Raw genomic sequence first — 23,093 nt, 5'->3', positions numbered from 1 at the left:
TCCTGTCGTATGAGCACCACATTTATACACGATAATTTTTTATTAGAAAATAAATATGCTGAGGAATTATACCATAATTATTCCAAAAATCAGCCTATCATTGACTACCATAATCACTTAAATCCACAATTTATTGCCGAGGATAAAATTTTCGACAACATTACCAACGTTTGGATAAATGGTGATCACTACAAATGGCGCGCGATGCGTACGTTAGGTATAAATGAGCAATTCATTACTGGTAACGGATCAGACAAAGAGAAATTTTTAAACTGGGCCAAAACTGTTCCTTATACTATGCGTAATCCTTTGTATCATTGGACACATTTGGAATTAGCACGCTATTTTGACATTTATGATTTGCTCAACGAAAAGTCGGCAGAGAAAATATATGAAGAAGCTTCGGCAAAAATAAATTCAGCTGCTTATAGTACCCGCAACTTACTTCAAAAAGTTAATGCGGAACTGGTTTGTACTACCGAAGATCCTACCGATAGTTTGGAGTTTCATCAAAAATTAAATCAAAATCCTTTTCCAACGAAAATGAGCACGGCTTTTAGACCCGACAAAGCCATTTTAATTTCGAACGACGGATACAATGATTACCTTGATACTTTGGGGAATGTGGCCGAAATAGTGATCAACACCTATACCGATTTATGTGATGCTTTGAGAAAAAGAATTACTTTCTTTCATCAAAACGGTTGTCGTTTGAGCGATCACGGATTGGATCAGATTTATTTTGAAAACTTTACAGCATCCGAAATAGACTCAATTTTCAAAAAGAAAAGAGAAAACCAAAGCATTACTTCAGAAGAAGCGTTAAAATTCCAAAGTGCGGTATTGTTATTTTTATCCGAAACCTATCACGAATTGGGTTGGGTACAGCAATTTCACTTAGGCGCTTTGCGTAACAATAATGCGCGTATGCACCGAATTTTAGGCCCAGATACAGGATGGGATTCTATTGGAGATTATCCACAGGCTCAAAAATTATCTTCATTTTTAAATGCCTTAGATAGCAAAGATAAACTTAGCAAAACCATCATTTACAACTTAAATCCAGCTGATAATGAGGTAATGGCTACAATGATTGGTAACTTTAATGATGGAAGTGTAAAAGGAAAAGTTCAGTTTGGATCGGGATGGTGGTTTTTGGATCAAAAAGACGGAATGACCAAGCAACTGAATGCCCTTTCTAATATGGGACTCATTAGCTGTTTCATCGGAATGCTAACTGATTCCAGAAGCTTCTTATCATTCCCAAGACACGAATATTTTAGACGTATTCTTTGCAATCTTTTAGGAGACGAAATCAAAAGAGGAGAATTACCAAACGATATGGAATGGATTGGCAAAATGGTAGCCGATATTTCTTATCACAATGCAAAAGAATATTTTAAATTTTAAATAAAAAACAACCGTAAAGCTCGCAGTAAAAAATAATATTATGAGTAAAGTAGTAGCATTCGGAGAAATTATGTTGCGCCTTTCGACGGAAAGACATTTGCGTTTTGCTCAAGCAAAAACATTGGAAGCTTGCTATGGTGGAGGTGAATTTAACGTCGCCGTTTCTCTTGCCAATTATGGCATTGCTTCAGAATTTGTCACAAGAGTTCCCAACAACGAAATTGGAGCTTGTGCGGTTCAAGAAATGCGCAAAATGAATGTAGGTTCACAACACGTGGTTTTGGGCGGAGAGCGTTTGGGAATTTACTTTCTTGAAACGGGAGCTGGAGTGCGTGGCAGTAATGTGGTCTACGATCGTGCACACAGTGCAATGTCTACACTAGAAAAAGGTACTATTGACTGGAAAAAAGCGCTGGAAGGTGCTACTTGGTTTCACTGGAGTGGCATCACTCCTGCTCTGTCAGAAAATGCTGCAGAGGCTTGTCTAGAAGCGATTCAAGCCGCTTCCGAACTAGGCCTTACGATTTCCTGTGACTTAAATTACCGCTCAAAATTGTGGCAGTACGGGAAAAATCCAAGTGAAGTGATGCCTGAATTACTAAAGTATTGTCACGTTATCTTAGGCGATATTGATACTGCTTTTTTTATGCTCGGAAAACCAAAAGTAGCACCCGATTATAACGCTATTGACCAACTCCCAAAATGGTATAATGAATTACTAGATTATATTCCGAATTTAAAAGTAGCTGCTACCACCCTACGCTGCTCTGTGAATGCCTCACATCAGCGCATCGGCGGACTTTTGTTTGATGGCAAAAAAATATATCAAGCAGCAGTAAGAGAGGTCACTCCAGTAATTGACCGCGTAGGTAGCGGAGATGCTTTTATGGGAGGTTTGATTTATGGACTACTACAGTATCCAAACGATTATCAAAAAACGATAGCATTTGCAACGGCAGCTTGTTGCTTGAAACACACTATTGCTGGCGATTATAATTTAGCAACTTTAAAAGAAGTAGAAAACAGTTTAGATGGCGATTCTTCGGGATTGGTATCACGATAAAACAATAAAATTATGGCAAAATACACAAGAATCGAAGTAGCTACCGTAATGAAAGAAACAGGAATGATTCCTTTATTCTATCACGGAGATGTGGCACTTGGCAAAGAGGTACTCAAAGCCTGTTATGATGGAGGCGCTCGTTTGATGGAATTTACCAGCAGAGGCGATTTTGCCTTCGAAATTTTTGGAGCACTCAACAAATATGCGTTGGCGGAATTGCCCGGAATGATTTTGGGCGTAGGCTCGGTAACGGATGCTGCTGCCGCCTCGTTGTATATGCAATTGGGAGCTAATTTTATAGTAACTCCTGTATTGAGAGAAGATATTGCCCTAGTTTGTAACCGCCGAAAAGTACTTTGGTCACCCGGTTGTGGCTCGCTTACTGAAATTGCCAAAGCCGAAGAATTGGGTTGCGAAATTGTAAAATTATTTCCGGGTGATATTTACGGTCCTCAATTCATAAAAGGCATAAAAGGTCCTTGTCCTTGGACGAGTATTATGCCAACGGGAGGCGTTTCAACTTCGGAAGACAATTTGAAAAGTTGGTTCGATGCTGGCGCAACATGTGTTGGAATAGGTTCTCAATTGATTTCAAATGAAATACTAATCAACAAAGATTTTGATGGTTTACGAGAAAAAGTAAAACAAACACTGGAAATCATCAAAGCCATAAGAGCCTAACGAACCCATTAAAAGTAAAGCATTTTGGAAAATAATTTTTCGTTAGCAGAAAAAGTCATTGTAATTACTGGAGCGACAGGAGTAATTGGAGAGGCATTCGTAAATAGTGTGAGTAAAGCTGGTGGAGCTGTGGGGATTTTAGGTAGAAATGAAGCGGTTGCCAACGAAAGAGCTAATGCCATTATTGCTGCTGGCGGGAAAGCAATTCCGCTAATCGCAGACGTAACGAACGAACAACAACTGCTTGCTGCGAAAGAAAAAATGCTGCAACATTTTGGCAAAATTGACGGACTCGTTAATGCCGCAGGAGGAAATCAGCCAAAAGCAATTATTCAGCCTGATCAAGATATTTTCAAACTGGATATTCCGGCTTTGGAACAAGTAATGCAGCTCAATATGTTGGGAACGATTTTACCAACTCAAGTCTTTGGCGAAGCTATAAAAGAAACGGGTTCAGGAAGTATTGTCAACATTTCGTCTGTAACGGCTCATTTGGCGGTGTCAAAAGTGCTTGGTTATAGTTTGGCAAAAGCCGCAATTGACTGTTACACCCAATGGTTTGCCCTAGAATTGGCCAAACGATACGGCGATGCTATCCGAATGAACGCGATTGTGCCCGGATTTGTGCTAACCGAACAAAATAAAAGTTTGCTCACCAATGAAGATGGAAGCTGGACCGAAAGAGGAAACTTAATTATCAATAAGACTCCGTTTCATCGTTTTGGGACGCCCAACGAACTCGAAGGAGCTTTGATTTGGTTGCTTAGCGATGCTTCCAAATTTGTGACTGGAACGAGAATTACAGTAGATGGAGGATTTGCAATGTTCAGCGGTGTCTAAAAGAACGAAAAAGAAATATTTATTTTATATATCTAGAAATGAAAAAATTAAATAGCGAAAACATAGGATTAACCGAAAGAAATCCGATAAAAATAGTACAATTTGGCGAAGGAAATTTTCTTAGAGCCTTTGTAGATTATGCGTTTCAGGAGCTGAATGATACCGTAAATTTTGATGCGGGCATAGCCGTTGTACAACCCATAGAAAATGGGATGGTTCATTTGCTAAACGAACAAGATGGGCTTTATACCCTGTTTATGAAAGGATTGAGCAAAGGCCAAGAAATCCAAGAAAAAAAACTAATTACCAATTTGGTAAAAGGAATCAATCCTTACAAAGAATACGAAAGCTATTTGGCTTTGGCCAAAGAAGAAGCCTTAGCATTTATCATATCGAATACGACAGAATCGGGCATTGCTTATGATGCTAACGATACCTTAGCAATGCAACCGCCCAATTCTTATCCTGCCAAAGTAACCGCACTTTTGTATGAAAGATTTAAACATTTTAAAGGTGATACTACCAAAGGGTTGACGATTATTCCTTGTGAATTGATTAATAATAATGCCGATACTTTAAAAGAAATCATTTTAAAATATTGTTCGGATTGGCAATTGGAAGAAGCTTTTGCTTCTTGGATTTTGAACAGCAACTGTTTCCACAATACCTTGGTAGACCGCATTGTTCCTGGATATCCAAGAGCCGAAATAGAAGCCTACAACCAACAACTCGACTACAGTGACAATCTTATCGTAACCGCCGAAACTTTTTTCCTTTGGGTAATCGAAGGAGACGAAACGCTGAAACAAAAACTACCGTTTGATAAAACCAAACTCGATGTAAAGATTGTAGCCGATATGCAACCATACCGCACAAGAAAAGTACGAATCTTGAATGGTGCTCATACCGCGATGGTTCCGTTTTCGCTGCTATATGGAAACGAAACCGTAAAAGAAACGGTAGACAATACTTTTACAGGAAGCTTCGTCCATAAAGCCATTTTTGAAGAGATTAACGAAACCATCGCGATGGACAAGAACGAGTTGGATGAATTTGCCGATGAGATTTTGGACCGTTTTAGAAATCCATTTATCAAACACAATTTGTCTAGCATAGCGCTGAACTCTATTTCAAAATTTAAAGTGAGAGTACTACCGAGCTTGTTAGGATATGTCGCTAAATATGGCAAAATCCCTACTCATCTCACTTTTTCATTGGCGTGTTTGATTTTGTTTTATAAAGGAACTTGGAAAGGAAAGCTTTTGCCAGTAGATGATAGTTCTGACATTACTGATGCATTTGCTGAAATTTGGAAATCAAGCACTACGGAAGAAGTGGTACAAAAAACATTGGCAAACGTAGCGTTTTGGGACGAAGATTTAACAGCTGTGAGTGGTTTACAAGAGGCTCTAGTTCATGCAATCGAAGAAATAAACAGCAACGGAATTGAAGTAGGTTTTGAAAATTTTAGCAAACAATAGTACGCTTTTTATATCATTTTTATTGCCTAGGGTTTAAACCCTAGGCAATAAAAAAACATAGCAATCAGATATTTTGTAGCAACCAATTGGACTGAAGTCCAGCCTTACAAAATAAATCGAGTCTAAGACTCTTATTAAAACGAAAGTTCCGTAGGAACGAAACATTTTGTAGCAACCAACTGGACTGAAGTCCAACCTTACAAAATGAATCGAGTCTACGACTCTTATTAAAACGAAAATTCCGTTGGAACGGAAAATTTTGTAGCAACCAACTGGACTGAAGTCCAGCCTTACAAAATGAATCGAGTCTACGACTCTTATTAAAACAAAAGTTCCGTAGGAACAAAACATTTTGTAGCAACGGATTTTAATCCGTTGAATAAAATAAACAACAAAACGTTCTTTATAGCAGGAATTGCGTGAGGGATAGTAGTGGAGCTCTTTTTGTAGGCTGGCTTTTTTGCCAGGTTACAAAAAAGCGGGAACGGATAGCCCGACCCGACCTTTTTCGGGAGGGGCACGCCCAAAAATCTTTGAAACGTTAGTGTTTTGGGAGATGGTTTAGAAAAATAATAGCAACATTTTATACTTGATTAAAATGCAAAAGAAATTAATAAAAGTAAATCCAACAGACAATGTAGCTGTTGCCTTAGTGAATCTTAGCGCCGGTGAGGTACTTTCGTTTGAAAACGAAACCATCACTATCGAAACGGATGTAAAAATGAAGCACAAGATTGCGTTGCAACCTCTAGAAGCTGGAGACCGCATCATTATGTATGGTGTTTTGGTAGGGAAAGCGAGTGGGAGAATAGCAAAAGGAGGGCTTTTGTCTACTGCCAATGTGAAGCACGAAAGTGATAAAGTTACTGGAAAAACAGAGTCTATTGGATGGACGGTACCTAATATTGAAAAATGGAAAGACCGAACGTTTATGGGCTATCACAGAGAAGATGGACAAGTAGGAACTGAAAATGTGTGGCTGTTTTTTCCGCTAGTATTTTGTGAAAACAGAAATATCGAAATCTTAAAAGATATTTTTGAAAAAGAGTTGATGAAACCCAAAGAAAATGATTATCAACTTTTGTTGCGTTCGTTAGTGAAATCAGAAACGGGCGGCGCTGGCAATGAAGCCGCATCTAACGAGGCTAATTTATTCAACAATATCGAGGTAAAATTCATCACACACCAAGGCGGTTGTGGCGGAATTCGTCAGGATTCGCACAGCTTAGCCAAATTATTAGCGGGCTATGTGAACAATCCTAATGTGGCTGGCGCTACGGTGTTGAGTTTGGGTTGTCAGAATCTTCAAATTCAGATTTTCAAAGATGCTTTGGATGCTATTAATCCGAACAGCAAAAAACCGGTGTTGATTTACGACCAACAATCGATTGGAACCATTGAAGCGATGTTAAGTAGCGTGGTGAAAGACACCTTTGATGCCATAAAAGAAGCTAATAAAATTCAGCGAACTCCAGCGCCTTTGTCTAAGCTAAAAATTGGTTTGGAGTGTGGTGGCTCGGATGGTTTTTCAGGTATTTCGGCCAATCCAACTCTGGGAGTATTGTCTGATAATTTAGTGGCTTTGGGCGGAACTACAATTCTTTCGGAGTTTCCAGAATTGTGTGGGGTTGAGCAAGAATTAGTAAACAGATGTATTGATGATAAAGACGGAAAACGCTTTTTAGAATTGATGCAATGGTACGAAAAAACTGTAGTAGATGCTGGTTCTGGATTTGATATGAATCCTTCGCCAGGGAACATCAAAGACGGTTTGATTACCGATGCGATGAAATCTGCTGGAGCAGCAAAAAAAGGAGGAACTTCTCCAATTGTGGGGGTTTATGATTATGGAGAATACATTAATGAGTCAGGCTTTACTTTGCTTTGCACTCCTGGAAACGACGTAGAATGTACTACAGCTATGGTGGGCTCTGGAGCCAATATGGTGTTGTTCACAACAGGATTAGGAACACCAACAGGGAATCCGATTGCGCCCGTAGTAAAAATTTCATCGAATACTGAATTGGCTAACAAAATGTCGGATATTATAGATATTGACACAGGTGGTATCATTAAAGGAGAAAAAACAATAGACGAAATGGCCGATGAAATGTTGGATTTCATCATTGATGTCGCCAGCGGAACCATTAAAACCAAAGCTGCTATACTGAATCAGAATGATTTTATTCCTTGGAAAAGAGGCGTTTCTCTATAATAATATGTGGTTGATAAATAGCAACTTTATAATATTAAAAGGTCATTAGACTTTTTACCACATTAGTTTTAGGATTTTTTATTTGTTTTAAAAAAAAAGCTGTTGGAGTTTATTTTCAACAGCTTTTTTGATGGTATGAAGTCTTTTGTGGGTTAATCGGTTATGGTAATTGTTTAACTGATTTAAACATTGCGTTCCTTGCGTAATCCTTTGCGGACTTTGTGGTTAAATTTTTGCCACGGATTTAACGGATGAAACGGATTCATAGTGAATGTTGGGCGGTTAAACCTTGCGTTCCTTGCGTAAAACCTTGCGAGCTTTGCGGTTAAATTTTTGCCAAGGATTTCACGGATGAAACGGATTCATAGCGAAACGTTAGGTATTTAAACTTTGCGTTCCTTGCGTAAAACCTTGCGGACTTTGCTGTTAAATTTTCACCACGGATATGACTGATGAAACGGATTCATAGCGAATGTTTGGCGGTTAAACCTTGCGTTCCTTGCATAAACCCTTACGAGCTTTGCGGTTAAAATTTTAAGTAGCTATGTTCCCCCTTTTGGGGGTTAGGGGGCATTTACCTAGTCGAAGATTTTCTGATTTGTAATTCGGGTTTGAGGACGACTTTCTTTTCTATTTTTATGTTGTCGGTATTGCTAATTTGTTCCAAAAATACTTTGGCAGCCATTCGTCCCATCTCAAGTGGGGACTGGTCTACTGAAGAAATAGACAACTCTAAAAAACGAGTAAAAGGCTCATTACCAAAACCAAAAACACAGAAATCTTCCGGGATTTTGATGCCGTTTTCTTTTAATTCTTGGATGGCACCCAAGGCCGCAAAATCACTCGAAGAAAAAATAGCATTCGGAGGATTTGGCAGGCTCAACAGTTTCGTTACTGCATTGCGACCAGCATCAACGTTACTTTTGGTTTGAATCACATAGTCGGGATTCCATTCTAAACCAAAATCTTTGAGCGCTTGTTCGTATCCTTTGAACCTGTTTTCATAAATCTCTAAAGAGCGATCACCCGAAAAATGCGCAATTCGGGTGCACCCCGCGTCAATCAAATTTTTGGTGGCCAAATAGCCACCTTCAAAGTCATCGATGGTCACCGAACTCACACCATCCATTTTTTTCTTTCTATCGAAAAAGATGAGTGGTACATTCTTATCTACTACGTGTTTTATAACAGGATCGTTTTCTTTGGACATATTAGAAATAGACATCAAAATACCGTCAACCTGAGCATTCATCAAGGTTGTAATATTTTCAATTTCTCTTTTTTCGTCTTCGTGCGTTTGACAAATAATGACATGATAGCCTTCTGGATGCAGCTCTTCTTCTATACCCCGAATAACAGATGAAAAAAAGTTCACGTCAATACGAGGAACAATTACTCCAACATTATTGCTTTTTCCGCTGCGAAGCGACTGTGCTAATCTATTTTGCTTATAATTCATTTTAGCGGCGGTTTCCAATACTAATTTTCGGGTTGCCTCGCTAATTTTTGGATTATTGTTCAAAGCTCTAGAAACCGTTGCAGCGGTGATATCTAGCTTTTTAGCAATATCATAAATTGTTGTTTTTTGGTCCATAAATTGGATGAATTGTGAAATAGTTCTTCGGTAAATCTACTAAAAAAAATACATTTAGCTATTCTTTTGTTATCGATTGCATAAAAAAATATTTTTTCTCCTATTTTGCGCTGGTTTTTTAATTTTTGAGTATTGAAAAAGCAGGATAAATTCCAATTCATTAAGAATATGATAAAAATTAATCGCTTTTTTTTTACTACCCGTTTTTTTAGAGCATTTTTTTGTTTATATAAAAAAAAATATTAGATTTGTGTAATCGATTACATAATTGATATTCTTCCTTTTCTATAGAATTGAATAGCATAACCAAAATTAATATGAAACTCAACCATTCCATCGTTACTCTTTTCACGCTGACCATTATTTTTTCTTTTTCTTTTCTAGCTAAAGCACAAACTACTAAAACAAATACAGATAAAGTATGGGTCCAGATGAATAAGGTAATTGCCTCAATCAAACCAACTCAATTCAAAAACAAAGTATATAATATTTTAGATTTTGGAGCTAAAGCCGACGGAACCTTCAACTGCACCGAGGCTTTCAAAAAAGCTATAGTTGCATGTGCAAAAAACGGTGGTGGAAAAGTACTTGTACCTAACGGAAAATTTTTTACTGGTCCCATTCATTTAGAAAGCTATGTCAATTTACACTTAGATGACCAAGCAGAAATCTTATTTAGTACCAATACAAACGATTACTATCCGCTAGTACATACTTCATTTGAAGCAACCGAATTAATGAATTACTCCCCACTTATTTATGCCTACAAAAAAACAAATATAGCCGTTACTGGCAAAGGTACCCTAAACGGTCAAGCCTCAAACGACAATTGGTGGTCTTGGTGCGGTAAAGATGAATACGGATGGAAACAGGGAATGCCTAGTCAGAATGATCCTCTCAATCGATTTCGTTTAGTAGATATGGCCGAAAAAAATATCCCAGTAAAAGAAAGAGTTTTTGGTAACAATGGGTACTTAAGACCAAACTTTATTCAGTTTTTTGAATGTAAAAACACCTTGATTCAAGATGTAACCATCACCAATGCTCCGTTTTGGATCATCCATCCTATCAAATCTACCAATGTTGTGGTTGATGGTGTAACCGTAAGAAGTCATGGACCAAACAATGATGGCTGCGATCCAGAATATTCGAAAAATGTTTGGATTAAAAACTGCATTTTTGACACTGGAGACGATTGTATTGCCATCAAAGCAGGAAGAGATGCTGATGGTAGAAGAGTAGGCATAAAAAGCGAAAACATCATCGTTCAGAATTGTAAAATGTATGACGGTCATGGTGGAGTTACTATTGGAAGTGAAATATCTGCAGGAGTGAGTAACGTATATGTAGAAAACTGTTTGATGGATAGTCCCAATTTAGACCGAGCCATCCGAATAAAAACGAATGCAAAACGAGGCGGTTTAATCGAAAACATTCATGTGAGAAACCTCCAAGTAGGTCAAGTTAAAGAGGCTGTACTAAGAGTGGATATGTTTTACTCTGTATATAAAGGAGACAATGAAGGCCCATTTATTCCAAGAGTAGAAAATATCACCTTAGAAAATGTACAAGTAAAAGATGGAGGAAAATATGGCATCCTAGCCAAAGGATACGCAACATCTCCTGTGAAAAATATTCTATTCAAGAATGTTACCATAGACAAAGTAGACAAAACATTTCAATTAGAGCATGTTGAAAACCTTCGCTTTATCGATACCAAAATCAATGGTGAAGTCATCAAGGAAAACCACAAACAATAAACCACAAACTATTAAGAAATAAATTATGAATTTAAACCACTTTTCAAGTAAAAAAATACATCCTTATGGATTGTTACCCTTGTTACTCTGTTTGTTCATGAGTATACAAAGTTTTGCTCAAAGCACTACTATCAAGGGGGTTGTAACCGACAATACTGGTTTACCAATTCCTGGAGCCAATGTCATTGAAAAAGGAACTACTAACTCCAGTTCTAGTGATTTTGATGGAAAATACGCTATCAAAGTATCAAGTCCAAATGCTGTTTTAATCATCACTTACATTGGATTCGAGAAAAAAGAAGTAAAAGTAAATGGAAGCACCATTAATATTTCTTTAAAATCAGAAGAACAAACCTTAAAAGAAGTTATTGTTATTGGATACGGTACTTCTAAAAAATCTGATTTAACGGGTTCTGTTTCTTCAATTTCAGGTGCTGATTTGAAAAAACAACCAATTGCTAACGTTGCCGAAACATTAACTGGACGAATTGCAGGGGTACAAATTACCTCCTCGGAAGGTTCTCCAGATGCCGATATCAAAATCAGAATTCGTGGAGGAGGCTCATTAACTCAAGACAGTTCTCCACTTGTCATTGTAGATGGCTTCCCAGTAAATAGCATCAACGACGTTTCTCCTTCCGACATCGATAATATTTCTATTCTAAAAGACGCATCCTCGACTGCCATTTATGGTTCGAGAGGTGCCAATGGTGTAGTGATTATCACCACTAAAAAAGGAAAAAACGGAAAATTAACCGTTAACTACAATACCTTTTATGGCGTAAAAAGCTTAGCCAACAAAATAGACGTCCTAAAGCCAGAAGATTTCGTAAAACTTCAATACGAATATGCTTTATTAGATAACGATATTCCCTCCTATGAGAAATATTTTGGGCAATGGCAAGATTACGACCAATACCTCGGCATGAAAGGTAACGATTGGCAAGAGCAAATCTATGGTCGATTAGGTGAAGTAAAAAGTCATGATTTAGGTATTCGCGGAGGATCGGATAAAGTGAATTTCAATTTTAACTACGCTCGTTTTGACGAAAAAGCCATTATGGTTGGTTCTAATTTCAATAGAAATAACGTTTCGTTAGGTTTGAACAACAAAGCCAGTGACAAAATTGACCTTTCATTTACGCTACGTTATTCAGATACTGAAATTAACGGTGGAGGGGTAAATGAACAAAGAGAAGTTTCAGCTGCTGATGCAAGATTACGTCATAGTGTGGGCTACTCTCCTATTCCTCTTCCAGGATTAACAACAGATGATACCGATGAGGCTTTGTCGAGTTATTTGGTGAATCCTTTTGTTTCTGTGGCTGATAATGACCGTAAACAAGAGAGAACCAATTATAATATGCTAGGAAGTTTTGGTTGGAAAATCATTCCAGATCTTCAATTCAAATCTGATTTTGGTTTAGACAATTACACCTATTCTGACAATCGTTTCTATGGCCGCTCAACCTATTATGTAAACAATATTCCTGCAGCCGAAAATCAAGGTTTACCTTCTATCATAATCAGCGAACGCAAGGATACTCGATTTAGAAATGCAAATACCTTAAATTATGATTTCAAAAACATCCTAAGTGAAAATCACAAATTGAAAATACTAGTTGGAGAAGAAATGATCGATTCTCGTTCGAATCAAATTGCCAGTACTATTCATGGTTTTCCAAAGTTTTTTGATTTTACTAGTGCTCAAAACCTTTCCTCACAAGGAAAACCTCAATCCGTTATTAATTTTTTCAGTCCAGACGACAAACTACTTTCGTTCTTTGGTCGTGTGAACTATGATTATAAAAACCGTTATTTGTTTACTGCAACGTATCGTGCAGATGGGTCTAGTAAATTCCTTGGCGACAATCGTTGGGGTTATTTCCCAGCAGCAGCAGTTGCTTGGAAAATCTCGGAAGAGAACTTTTTAAAAGATGTAAACTGGTTAAATGCTCTTAAAGTAAGACTAAGCTATGGTGAAGCCGGAAATAACAATATTCCAACAGGACAAACTGTTCAAAATTTTGAATCTTCAAACTCTGCATGGATCAACAATGTAACTAGCTATTGGTCTGCTTCAAAAATCCTTGCTAATCCTGATTTAAAATGGGAAACTACCGTTACTCAAAACGTGGGGCTTGATTATGAATTATTCAGTGGAAAATTAAGCGGAACGGTTGAAATGTACAAAAACATTACCAAAGATCTTTTAATCCGCTTTCCCGTTCCTGGTACTGGCTATGATTTTCAATACCGAAATATGGGTGAAACACAAAACACAGGTATTGAAGCTTCACTTAACGTAATTGCACTTGAGAGACAAAACTATGGTTTGAATTTTTCATTTAATATAGGAATCAACAAAAACCGCATCAATTCCCTTGGGGTGATGCAAAACTTTGGTGAAGCAACCAACTGGGCATCTACTGCCATAGGAAATGATTTCGTTGTAAACGTAGGTCAACCTATCGGACAAATGTACGGTTACAAAAGCGATGGCCGTTATGAAGTTTCCGATTTTGATTTTAATGGAACTAGTTATACTTTAAAAACAGGTATTGCTAATAGTTCTAATGTGGTAGGAACTGTGGTTCCAGGAAGTATGAAACTAAAAGATATTGATGGTGATGGTATTGTAAATGCAAAAGACTTAACTATCATTGGTGACGCCAATCCAAAGCATACAGGCGGTATGGTTATCAACGCCAATGCTTATGGCTTTGACCTTTCGGCTGCCTTCAACTGGAGTTACGGAAATGATATTTACAATGCCAATAAAATTGAATTTACCACTGCCAATCCAAATGGTCAATACCGCAACTTAAGCTCAGAAATGGCCGATGGTAAAAGATGGACCAATCTTAATGCAGCTGGACAACTTGTAACTGACCCAACAGAATTAGCCGCATTGAATGCGAACACAACACTATGGTCACCTATGATGTCTAGGTTTGTATTGAGCGACTGGGCTATAGAGGACGGTTCTTTCTTGAGATTAAACACTCTTTCTTTAGGATACACACTTCCTCAAGATGTTACTTCAAAAATTGGAGCAACCAAATTTAGAATCTATGCTACAGCTACCAATGTATTTGTGTGGACCAATTATTCAGGTCTTGATCCTGAAGTTTCAACCAGAAGAAACACCCCTCTTACACCTGGAGTAGATTATTCGCCTTACCCACGAAGCAAGCAAGTGGTTTTTGGTTTAAATCTAAATTTTTAATTTTAATAAGTAGTACAATATGAAAAAGATAGTAATTGCAGGAATAATTATAGCAGGCTTATTTTCTTCTTGTCAGGACATAGGAGATGATTATTTAGAGGCTCCAGCAAAATCAACCTTAGATGAATCAGTGATTTTTTCCAACGCAGGTTTAGCTAAAGGCGCTGTGGATGGAATCAAAATACCTTTTGCAGAAACCAACTCTTATAGAGGACGTTTTTTGCCTTGGTACGGATTGAATACAGACACCGAATGGTACAACACCTCGCAAACTGCTGGTGACAATGCCGATTTATGTGTGTACGATACCAAACCCACCAATACCCAAATGAATACAACCAACAATGCTTGGGCGATGATGTATTCTGGGATAGAAAGAGCAAATATTTGCATTCGAGGATTGAGAAATTTTGGTAAACCAGAACCAGGAACTGATTTAGGCTATCTTCTAGGAGAATCTTTAACGCTAAGAGCGATTTATTATGCTGATTTGCTAAAAACTTGGGGAGACGTTCCAGCTCGTTTTGAACCAATCAACTCTCAAACGATTTATCTGGCCAAAACCAATCGTGATGAAATCTACAAACAACTAATAAAAGATTTAGAAGAAGCAGCTACTTTAGTGCCTTGGCCGAATCAAAGCCCTAATACCACTACTGTAGAAAGAGTAAACAAAGCTTTTGTAAAAGGACTTAGAGCTAGATTAGCTCTTGCTGCAAGCGGCTTTCAACAATACCCTGACGGAATTAGAAGAAGTAAGGATGCTGAACTTTCTGTAGAGAAAATGTACAAACTGGCTTTAGATGAATGCCGTTCAGTAATTAGTAGTGGCTCGGCACGTTTGGAGTCATCTTTCGAAACCTTGTGGAGAAACTACAATCAAGAAAACATTACCGCTGGTGGTGAATCGCTTTGGGAACTTCCTTTTGCAGATGGTAGAGGGAGAATGTTGTTTACCTTCGCCGTTAGACATGCTACCAATAATCAATTTCATGCCAATGGAAGCAATCGCGGTGGAGCTGCAGGACCACTTCCTCATGTTTTTTATGACTATGACCAAGCCGATAGCAGAAGAAATGTTACTTGTGTTCCCTACAGATATGGTGCAGCCGTAAACGGAATTGCTAAACAAGAATTAGGAGCGTTAGACACTTGGTATTTTGGAAAATACCGTTACGAATGGATGAAACGCTTTGTTACTTCTACCAACGATGATGGCGTAAACAAAATGTACATGCGCTATGCCGAAATACTTTTAATGGCTGCCGAAACCGCTAACGAATTAGAAGGACCTGCAGCAGCAGCACCCTATTTAAAAGAAATTCGTAGAAGAGCCTTTGCACCAGCATTACATGGCCAAAAAGTAGACAGTTATGTAAATGCACTCAACTCAAAAACTACCATGTTCAATGCTATTGTAGAAGAACATAAATTTGAATTTACTGGCGAAATGGAACGCAAACAAGCATTAATTCGCTGGAATTTACTAAAAACAAAGTTAGACGAAGCAAAAGTAAAAATGGCTAACCTAAAAGCCCGTGCTGGAGAATATGCTGATGTACCTAGTACCTTATATTTTAAACTTGGGACAGACAATGTGACTCTAACTATTTATGGGTTAAACAGAGGCGAAGTAACAAATCCTGGAGCAGACTATACCTCATTTGCTTGGAACAAACTTGACGACGTAAAACTTAACTCTTTGTACAAAGCAGGTGTTAATCCAGATAACCGACAATTTTGGCCAATATGGCAAGTGTTTATCGATGGAAGCAATGGCAAATTGACCAATGATTATGGTTATTAGTCTTCTAAAAAGTAAAATAATAATTTAAGCTATCAATGACCATGAAAACAAAACATATCCTAAAAGGCTTACTATCATTCTTCTTTATAGCCTTAATAGCAAGCAGTTGCGAAAACTATAACGAAGAATTAATTGACAGTTTAATAACCGATAGAGCCTTTTCTCCCATTGGACTAACAGCCAAGGTAAAAAATCAAACAACAGTAGAACTTAACTGGACAACCAGCGAAGCAATCGACTATTATGTTGTGGAATTTAGTGCCGATGATACCGAATTCAAAACCATTTTCAAAACAGTCAAAGTAACTGCCAAAGAACTTCCTGTTCAAGTAGCACTTGAAGGAGAAACCACCTACTCCATAAGAGTAAAAGGAATTAGCGCAACAGGACTTGACGATTCAAAATGGTCCGTAATTACAGCCAAAACATTATCTGAACAATTATTTTTAGCCATAATTGAATCCGAAATTGAAGCTAAACAAGCTACTTTAAGATGGGTGGCTAATAGTAATGTAACTCATATTACCTTAAATCCTGGAGCAATACAACGCGACTTAACAGTAGAAGAAAAAACAAAAGGAATAGCAATAATCACTGGTTTGACCGGTGAAACACAATACACTGCTGAGTTATTCAACAACACAAAAAAAAGAGGAAACACGACGTTCAAAACAGGAATTGATATCGGAAATGGAATACTTATTAAGCCCGAAGACAATTTAAATGATAAAATAACCAATGCGGCTTCAGGTGCGATTCTTGTTTTGGCTCCTGGAGACTACAAAGCTTTCTCGGGTACAATCACAATCAACAAACCTATTACAATCAGAGGCTTATATAGTTACAACAAACCCTTATTACATGTGAATTTTCTAGTAACCAGTGGCGCTGCAGACATTACTTTGTTAGACTTAGACATGAATGGTGACAAAACATTAACAGACGCTATTCGCTACAATTCTACAAGTACCACTTATGGGCCATTGGTCATCAGTGGATGCAACATTCATGATTTCGATCGTTCCCTACTAGGAGGTAATGTGGCCAGTTCTAAAGTTCCATCGATTACCATAGACAACTGCATAGTAACCAACATCACAACTAATAGTGGTGATTTTATTGATTTTAGAACTACTCATGTTAGCGATTTAACCATTAAAAACAGTACATTCAACAATTGTGCACCAACTAGAGACTTTATCCGTATTGATGCGGCATCGGGACTTTCTGGCACAGGAATAACTACAAAAGTAAATATTGATAGTTGTACACTATACAATGTATGTAATGCAGCAGGAAATAGAATTCTTTATGTACGCTTTGTGACCAATGTTTTATCAGTTAGCAATACCCTATTTGCACAAACCACAGCTACCTATTCAAATCAAGCGGGAACAACAGTACCCACTTTCTCTAAAAACAATTATTTTAATGCTACAGCACTTTTCTCTGCTGCTGCCTCTCCGATAAAATTTGATAATTCTGGTACGCACACCACCTTAGATCCACAATTTACTAATGCTACTACTGGCGATTTCAAACTTAAAAATCAAAGTTTAATTGATTCCAAAATTGGTGACCCTCGCTGGCGTTAATTCTGTAAATAAATAGCAACTCAAGAACGAGACATACTTTATGATATGTCTCGTTTTTTTTTACCCTATAAAACAAGCACTTAGCACTTCATTTACTTCATCAATTTAGAACCTTAGTAATAGAATTACAATTAAAACAACTATTGTTATCGATTACAATATTTTAAACATACTATCATCTAAATTAGTTTTAAATAAAAAACAATAAAAAAAAATCAGTAAAAAGACAAATAATATATAAATATCATAAAAAATAACATATTTTTTTTTACTACCTGTTTTTTTTATTGCTTTTTTTTGTTTATATCGAAAATAATATTAGTTTTGTGTAATCGATTACATTTAATAATTTATTTTTGAATACATCCAGATACAAAAGCTTTTCAAAAAACCTCAATCGATTTCGAAAAAAAGAAAAGAAATCTCTCCATGTAGAAGAAACCAAAAAAACTAACTATTAACATTTTTAAACTATGAAATTGAACCACTTTTCAAGTAAAAAACTACATCTACTTTGGTTGTTCTCGTTTTTGCTCTGTTTACTCTTAGCAAATGAAACGTATGCGCAAAGTTTGACCACTATCACGGGTAAAATTACCGACAATGCAGGTCTTCCAATCCCTGGAGCAAATATCATTGAAAAAGGCACAAACAATTCCAGCTCAACTGATTTTGATGGAAAATTTGCCATAAAAGTAAGTAGCCTTAATGCTACACTTACCGTAAGCTATGTAGGGCATCAATCAAGAACGGTAAAGGTTACTGGAGAAGTGATGAATATTGCATTACAACCTGAAGAACAAAGTTTAAAAGAAGTTGTAGTAGTAGGATACGGTACGGCCAAGAAAACAGATTTGACTGGCTCTATCAACACCCTTACATCTGCAAAAATAACCGAACGAAATGTAACCAATCCGCTGGAAGCCATTCAAGGAGGTATTGCGGGTGTTCAAGTTACCTCTAATTCAGGTCGTCTAGGTGATGGATTTAATGTAATCATTAGGGGAGCCAACTCCATTAATAAAGATGGCTCCAAACCCCTTTTTATCATTGATGGTGTACCAGCAGATGGAATCGATTTCTTGAACCCTCAAGATATTGCCCGAATGGATGTTTTAAAAGATGCTTCATCAGCAGCCATTTACGGTTCAAGAGGAGCTAGTGGGGTAATTATCGTAACGACCAAAGGTGGTGCCAACGCAAAGTCTGGATTTAATGTCTCTTACGAAACGTCATATGGTAACAAACAAGTAGCACGTTTACCTAAATTTATGAGTGGTGAAAAATGGTGGTTGTATCACCAAGCAGCTTTCTTACCTACTTCGCTTTCAGCAACTATAAGAACATATGCCGATGTAACTCCTACATTATTAAACAATAACGTCGGAGCTAGTGGTTCAAATAATGTACTTTTCCAAAGAGTAGCAAGAAATCAAACCTTCAATTGGACAGATGCCGTACTGAGAGGAGCAATGACACAAAATAATTACTTATCTGTTTCTGGAAGAGCTGATAATGGAGTAGCCTACAATTTGGCTATAGGACAACAAAAAGAAACGGGTAATATCGAAAATGAAAGTATTGACAAATACACTTTCAAAGCGGGACTTACTCATAAAATAAATGATAAATTCTCATTGGGAGTAAATTTGACTATAGCCAAGACAGACGAACAATTGGGTAGTCCAACCGCGATGCAAGAAGCCTTTAGACAAAATCCGTTTACATCGCCATGGGCAATTGATGCCGCTGGAAATGAAATTATCGGCACTTATGCTTTACAACCAGGAACATTGAGATACCCAAACAACACTTTGGCAATCAACAAAACAGGTTCAATAAACCCACTTTTAGAAATTGCTAACTCTAGCGACGAAAGAAATAGTTGGACAACCATAGGAAATTTATTTGCAGAATATAAAGCTAATAGCTGGTTATCGTTCAAATCGACTTTCTCAGCAGGAAAAGTAGAGTCAAAACGTGGAAAAGCATTTGGTGCACAAACTAATATTGGTATCGCTAATAAAAACTTACCTTCTGGCGAAATTGAAAACCTAGATAATTTTAATTTTACTTGGGACAATCAATTCAATATCAATTATACTCTCAAAGAAGATCATGTTTTCAGTTTCTTGGGACTTCAGAGTTTGTATTCTAATGTAACTGAAACTTCTTTTTTATCTTCAAGAGAAAACCCTTTCGATACCGGATATTACAATTTAGGTTCTGGACCGCAATCTACTTATAATGTAGCATCAAATTATTTTAAAAATACTTTGAACTCTTATGCTGCAAGATTGAACTATACCTTCAAAGGACGTTATTTATTGACTGCCACTACAAGATATGATGGCTCTTCAGTTTTGGCTAAAGGTAATAAATGGGCTTCATTTCCCTCTATCGCTGTGGGATGGAAAATCAACGAAGAAGGCTTCATGAAAAACTTAACTTTTATCAGTAACTTCAAACTTAGAGCAAGTATTGGATATACAGGAAACGACAACGTAACACCTTATTCAAGCTTAAGTGTTTTGAAAACTCCAACTTATTATGACTTTAACAATACCTTAGCCAATGGTTACATCCCTGCAAGTTTAGGTAATAGCGAACTTACTTGGGAAAGAACCAGAGAGGTAAACTTTGGGGTTGATTTTGGATTTGCTCAAAACCGAATCTCAGGAAGTGTAGATGTATACGATCGTTTATCTAAAGATTTATTATTCCAACAAGCTCTTCCGTTAGAAATTGGTGTACCTACCATAACATCAAACGTAGGTTCTGTAAGCAACAAAGGAATTGAAGTAGCTTTGACTACCAAAAACATCCAAACAGAAGATATTACTTGGGAAACTAGTTTTACGTTCACCAAAAATGTGAATGAATTAGTTTCAATTTATAATCAGAAAGAAGTTAGTGATGTGGGAAATAATTTGTTTTTAGGAGAAAATATTCACTCTTACTACAACTTTGTTTTTGATGGAATTTGGCAAGAAAGCGATAGAACTTTGGCTGCTACTTACGGACAATTACCTGGAGAAGCACGTGTAAAAGATCTAAATAACGATGGTAAAATTGACGGAAATAACGACCGTGCCATCATAGGTAACTACGATCCTAAATGGACTGGAAGTTTTTCAACTTCTTTAAAAGTAAAACAATTTGATTTCTCATTATCATTGATCACCAATCAAGGAATGACAGTATTTAGTGACTTTCACAACAACTTTGCCGATGTAAACGACAGAGGGCGTCAAAAATTAGATTTAAAAGACTGGTATGTTCCTGCAAATGGTGCGGGGGTACCAGCACAATTCTCTAACACGAACCCACTTCCACGTGCAGCTGGTGTATATTATACCAATAACGATGTTGCTTTTTATAAAGACGCTTCATTTGTAAAAATTCAAAATATAGCTTTTGGATACAGTTTTAATCAAGAATTATTAAACAAGCTAAAAATCAAAAACTTAAGATTGTATGTCAATGTATTGAATCCTTTTGTATTTACAGAATATGAAGGATATGATCCAGAATGGGCAACTGCCTCTCTTGGAGTAAATCGTGTAGCATCAACCACCATTCAAATGGGTGTAAGTTTAAAATTTTAAAGTAAAGTAAAATGAAAAAAGTTATAGTAATTTTAGGTATATTGGTCCTCTCACTTAATTCTTGTTCCTCTTTTATAGAAGAAGATAATCGTTCTTTTGCTGCAGCTGAAGAATATTTTCTAACAACAGCTGGATTTGAATCCTTGGTTAATACCAATTATTCCATGCTAAAAGACATTTACGGAGGAGATCCCTGGCTATTTGAAGCTGGAACTGATATGTATTCTGAAGGAAGAAATATGGAACCAGATGGTTTAAGCAGATACCTCAACCTTAACCCAACTTCACAAGGGGTTGATCAACTGTACAGAACGTGTTATGCTTCGATACAACAAGCCAACAAAGGTTTGTATTATGCTAATTTAACTGCTCAAAGTCCAAATTTAAGTACTCGAATTGGCGAATTAAAATTCTTAAGAGCTAATGCATATTTTTTATTAGTCCAAACCTATGGTGGCGTTCCAATTGTTTTAGAGAGTATTAACACCGCTATTTTGGCCTTTGACAGAAATACTGCAGAAGAAGTGTACACACAAATCTTGAAAGACTTAAATGAGGCTTTACCCGCAGTGAGCACAGGAGCTTATACTGGAAGAGTAAACAGACGTGCAGTTCAAAACTTATTAGCCAAAGTATACTTAACCAAAGGATATGAAAGTTTTGGCACATCGGCTGACTTTACTACTGCTGCCTCTTTAGCAGATCAAGTAATTAATGGACAACAATTGAATGTCTCTTTTGATAATGTAGTTCGTCCTGGAAATGAAATGAATGCCGAAACTATTTTTTCTGTACAATTCTCTGCTGCTACAAACGCAACAGGAGTAGCTACTCTAGGAAACGCTCAAGGCTACTATTTTGGTCCATATCTTGGACCAGCAGCTACTGGCAATCCTTATCCAAACAGAAGTTACACCCTATTGCCTACCGTTTATGCGCTTTCCTTGTATGAAAAAGGAGATAGGAGATGGGAAGGAACCTTCATGACCGAAATTTATTCAAGATATTATGCCTATTATGAAGTAGTAGATAAAACGGCTTTAAAAATCACTGACTTTTATGAACCAAGTTGGTTTACAACAGCGGATAGAGCTGCTTGGAAAACAGCCAATGCTTCTAGATATCAAAATGCAGCAACCTTTAGATACCATGACTGGGGAACCTATTCTTCATCCTCTAATGTAAGTGCTGATTATGCTACCATCCCAGTCCGTAAATTTGATGACCCAACCGCACCTTACGGAACTGCCACCAACAACAGAGTAAGTACTCGTGACTTTATTATTTCTCGTTTGGGAGAAACCTATTTAGTTGCCGCAGAAGCGTATCTTAAAGCTGGTAACACCGTAAATGCTTTGGCAAGATTAAACGAAGTAAGACGTAGAGCTGGTGGTGGAACAGCAGGTGTAATTCCTGTATTGACTTCAATTGATATCAATACCATCCTAGACGAAAGAGCAAGAGAACTACTAGGGGAATATCACAGATGGTTTGATTTGAAACGCACAGGTACTTTGGTGACCAGAACAGTTTTACACAATCCAAAAATTACAAATGCAAGTGTGTTTAATGGACTAAATGGTAACTTAAAAATCCTAAGACCTATTCCACAAACGGTGCTGGATTTAAACAGAAGTACTAATTATCCACAAAACCCTGCTTATTAATCGCATTATTATTATTTTATTGGTTTAAGCTTTTGTTTTAGTAATTAGGAGTTTGGTGTAATCATACCAAACTCCTTTTTTAAGTGAAGATCTAATTATAATTTGATAAAAGAATCAAAAAATAATTAAAAACAAGCCATACA

General features: G+C 37.1%; 13 protein-coding genes. 12 read left to right on the top strand and 1 reads right to left on the bottom strand.

Annotated features, from left to right (window positions below; genetic code table 11):
* Positions 1-9 precede the first annotated feature (9 nt).
* The 6 genes from uxaC to WFZ86_RS15275 all read left to right on the top strand — a co-directional run bounded on the left by uxaC (position 10) and on the right by WFZ86_RS15275 (position 7,690).
* Complete coding sequence (gene uxaC, locus WFZ86_RS15300) at positions 10-1,410, top strand: glucuronate isomerase (protein WP_342692739.1); 1,401 nt, start codon at positions 10-12, stop codon at positions 1,408-1,410.
* 40 nt (positions 1,411-1,450) lie between these two features.
* The gene (locus WFZ86_RS15295; RefSeq protein WP_342692738.1) at positions 1,451-2,473 is read left to right on the top strand and encodes a PfkB family carbohydrate kinase; all 1,023 of its coding nucleotides are present in this window, start codon (positions 1,451-1,453) and stop codon (positions 2,471-2,473) included.
* Positions 2,474-2,485: 12 nt separating this feature from the next.
* Positions 2,486-3,154 carry a bifunctional 4-hydroxy-2-oxoglutarate aldolase/2-dehydro-3-deoxy-phosphogluconate aldolase gene (locus WFZ86_RS15290; RefSeq protein ID WP_342692737.1) on the top strand — a complete coding sequence of 223 codons (669 nt, stop codon included), beginning with the start codon at positions 2,486-2,488 and terminating at the stop codon, positions 3,152-3,154.
* 24 nt (positions 3,155-3,178) lie between these two features.
* Positions 3,179-3,994 carry an SDR family oxidoreductase gene (locus tag WFZ86_RS15285; RefSeq protein WP_342692736.1) on the top strand — a complete coding sequence of 272 codons (816 nt, stop codon included), beginning with the start codon at positions 3,179-3,181 and terminating at the stop codon, positions 3,992-3,994.
* A gap of 38 nt (positions 3,995-4,032) precedes the next feature.
* Positions 4,033-5,475, top strand: a complete 1,443-nt coding sequence (locus WFZ86_RS15280; RefSeq protein ID WP_342692735.1) for a tagaturonate reductase — start codon at positions 4,033-4,035, stop codon at positions 5,473-5,475.
* Positions 5,476-6,073: 598 nt separating this feature from the next.
* A complete protein-coding gene (locus WFZ86_RS15275) occupies positions 6,074-7,690 on the top strand; it encodes a UxaA family hydrolase (RefSeq protein WP_342692734.1) in 1,617 nt (538 codons plus the stop codon).
* A 574-nt stretch (positions 7,691-8,264) separates the two neighbouring features.
* Here WFZ86_RS15275 and WFZ86_RS15270 read toward each other — a convergent pair.
* Positions 8,265-9,284: a LacI family DNA-binding transcriptional regulator gene (locus tag WFZ86_RS15270; protein ID WP_342692733.1), complete on the bottom strand. Its 1,020-nt coding sequence runs from the start codon at positions 9,282-9,284 to the stop codon at positions 8,265-8,267.
* Between the two features lie 317 nt (positions 9,285-9,601).
* Between WFZ86_RS15270 and WFZ86_RS15265 the strand changes: the two genes are divergently transcribed.
* From WFZ86_RS15265 to WFZ86_RS15240, 6 genes are all read left to right on the top strand, one after another.
* Positions 9,602-11,044, top strand: a complete 1,443-nt coding sequence (locus WFZ86_RS15265; RefSeq protein WP_342692732.1) for a glycoside hydrolase family 28 protein — start codon at positions 9,602-9,604, stop codon at positions 11,042-11,044.
* 25 nt (positions 11,045-11,069) lie between these two features.
* Positions 11,070-14,273 carry a SusC/RagA family TonB-linked outer membrane protein gene (locus WFZ86_RS15260; protein WP_342692731.1) on the top strand — a complete coding sequence of 1,068 codons (3,204 nt, stop codon included), beginning with the start codon at positions 11,070-11,072 and terminating at the stop codon, positions 14,271-14,273.
* Positions 14,274-14,292: 19 nt separating this feature from the next.
* Positions 14,293-16,080: a RagB/SusD family nutrient uptake outer membrane protein gene (locus WFZ86_RS15255; RefSeq protein WP_342692730.1), complete on the top strand. Its 1,788-nt coding sequence runs from the start codon at positions 14,293-14,295 to the stop codon at positions 16,078-16,080.
* Between the two features lie 41 nt (positions 16,081-16,121).
* Positions 16,122-17,675 (top strand): DUF5123 domain-containing protein, encoded by a 1,554-nt coding sequence (locus WFZ86_RS15250; protein ID WP_342692729.1) that lies wholly within the window; start codon positions 16,122-16,124, stop codon positions 17,673-17,675.
* Between the two features lie 473 nt (positions 17,676-18,148).
* Positions 18,149-21,283 carry a SusC/RagA family TonB-linked outer membrane protein gene (locus WFZ86_RS15245; RefSeq protein WP_342692728.1) on the top strand — a complete coding sequence of 1,045 codons (3,135 nt, stop codon included), beginning with the start codon at positions 18,149-18,151 and terminating at the stop codon, positions 21,281-21,283.
* An 11-nt stretch (positions 21,284-21,294) separates the two neighbouring features.
* Positions 21,295-22,950, top strand: coding sequence for a RagB/SusD family nutrient uptake outer membrane protein (locus WFZ86_RS15240; RefSeq protein ID WP_342692727.1), 1,656 nt, complete (start codon positions 21,295-21,297; stop codon positions 22,948-22,950).
* The last annotated feature ends 143 nt before the right edge of the window (positions 22,951-23,093 follow it).

The sequence above is a fragment of the Flavobacterium polysaccharolyticum genome (assembly GCF_038739875.1).
In the GTDB taxonomy this organism is placed as follows: Bacteria; Bacteroidota; Bacteroidia; order Flavobacteriales; family Flavobacteriaceae; genus Flavobacterium; species Flavobacterium polysaccharolyticum.
This window is presented reverse-complemented; position numbering and strand designations above follow the sequence as displayed.

Excerpts from the sequence above, each read along its gene's own strand:
- uxaC (WP_342692739.1), top strand. The coding sequence starts at position 10 with ATGAGCACCACATTTATACACGATAATTTTTTATTAGAAAATAAATAT.
- WFZ86_RS15295 (WP_342692738.1), top strand. The coding sequence starts at position 1,451 with ATGAGTAAAGTAGTAGCATTCGGAGAAATTATGTTGCGCCTTTCGACG.
- WFZ86_RS15290 (WP_342692737.1), top strand. The coding sequence starts at position 2,486 with ATGGCAAAATACACAAGAATCGAAGTAGCTACCGTAATGAAAGAAACA.
- WFZ86_RS15280 (WP_342692735.1), top strand. The coding sequence starts at position 4,033 with ATGAAAAAATTAAATAGCGAAAACATAGGATTAACCGAAAGAAATCCG.
- WFZ86_RS15275 (WP_342692734.1), top strand. The coding sequence starts at position 6,074 with ATGCAAAAGAAATTAATAAAAGTAAATCCAACAGACAATGTAGCTGTT.
- WFZ86_RS15270 (WP_342692733.1), bottom strand. The coding sequence starts at position 9,284 with ATGGACCAAAAAACAACAATTTATGATATTGCTAAAAAGCTAGATATC.
- WFZ86_RS15265 (WP_342692732.1), top strand. The coding sequence starts at position 9,602 with ATGAAACTCAACCATTCCATCGTTACTCTTTTCACGCTGACCATTATT.
- WFZ86_RS15260 (WP_342692731.1), top strand. The coding sequence starts at position 11,070 with ATGAATTTAAACCACTTTTCAAGTAAAAAAATACATCCTTATGGATTG.
- WFZ86_RS15255 (WP_342692730.1), top strand. The coding sequence starts at position 14,293 with ATGAAAAAGATAGTAATTGCAGGAATAATTATAGCAGGCTTATTTTCT.
- WFZ86_RS15250 (WP_342692729.1), top strand. The coding sequence starts at position 16,122 with ATGAAAACAAAACATATCCTAAAAGGCTTACTATCATTCTTCTTTATA.
- WFZ86_RS15245 (WP_342692728.1), top strand. The coding sequence starts at position 18,149 with ATGAAATTGAACCACTTTTCAAGTAAAAAACTACATCTACTTTGGTTG.
- WFZ86_RS15240 (WP_342692727.1), top strand. The coding sequence starts at position 21,295 with ATGAAAAAAGTTATAGTAATTTTAGGTATATTGGTCCTCTCACTTAAT.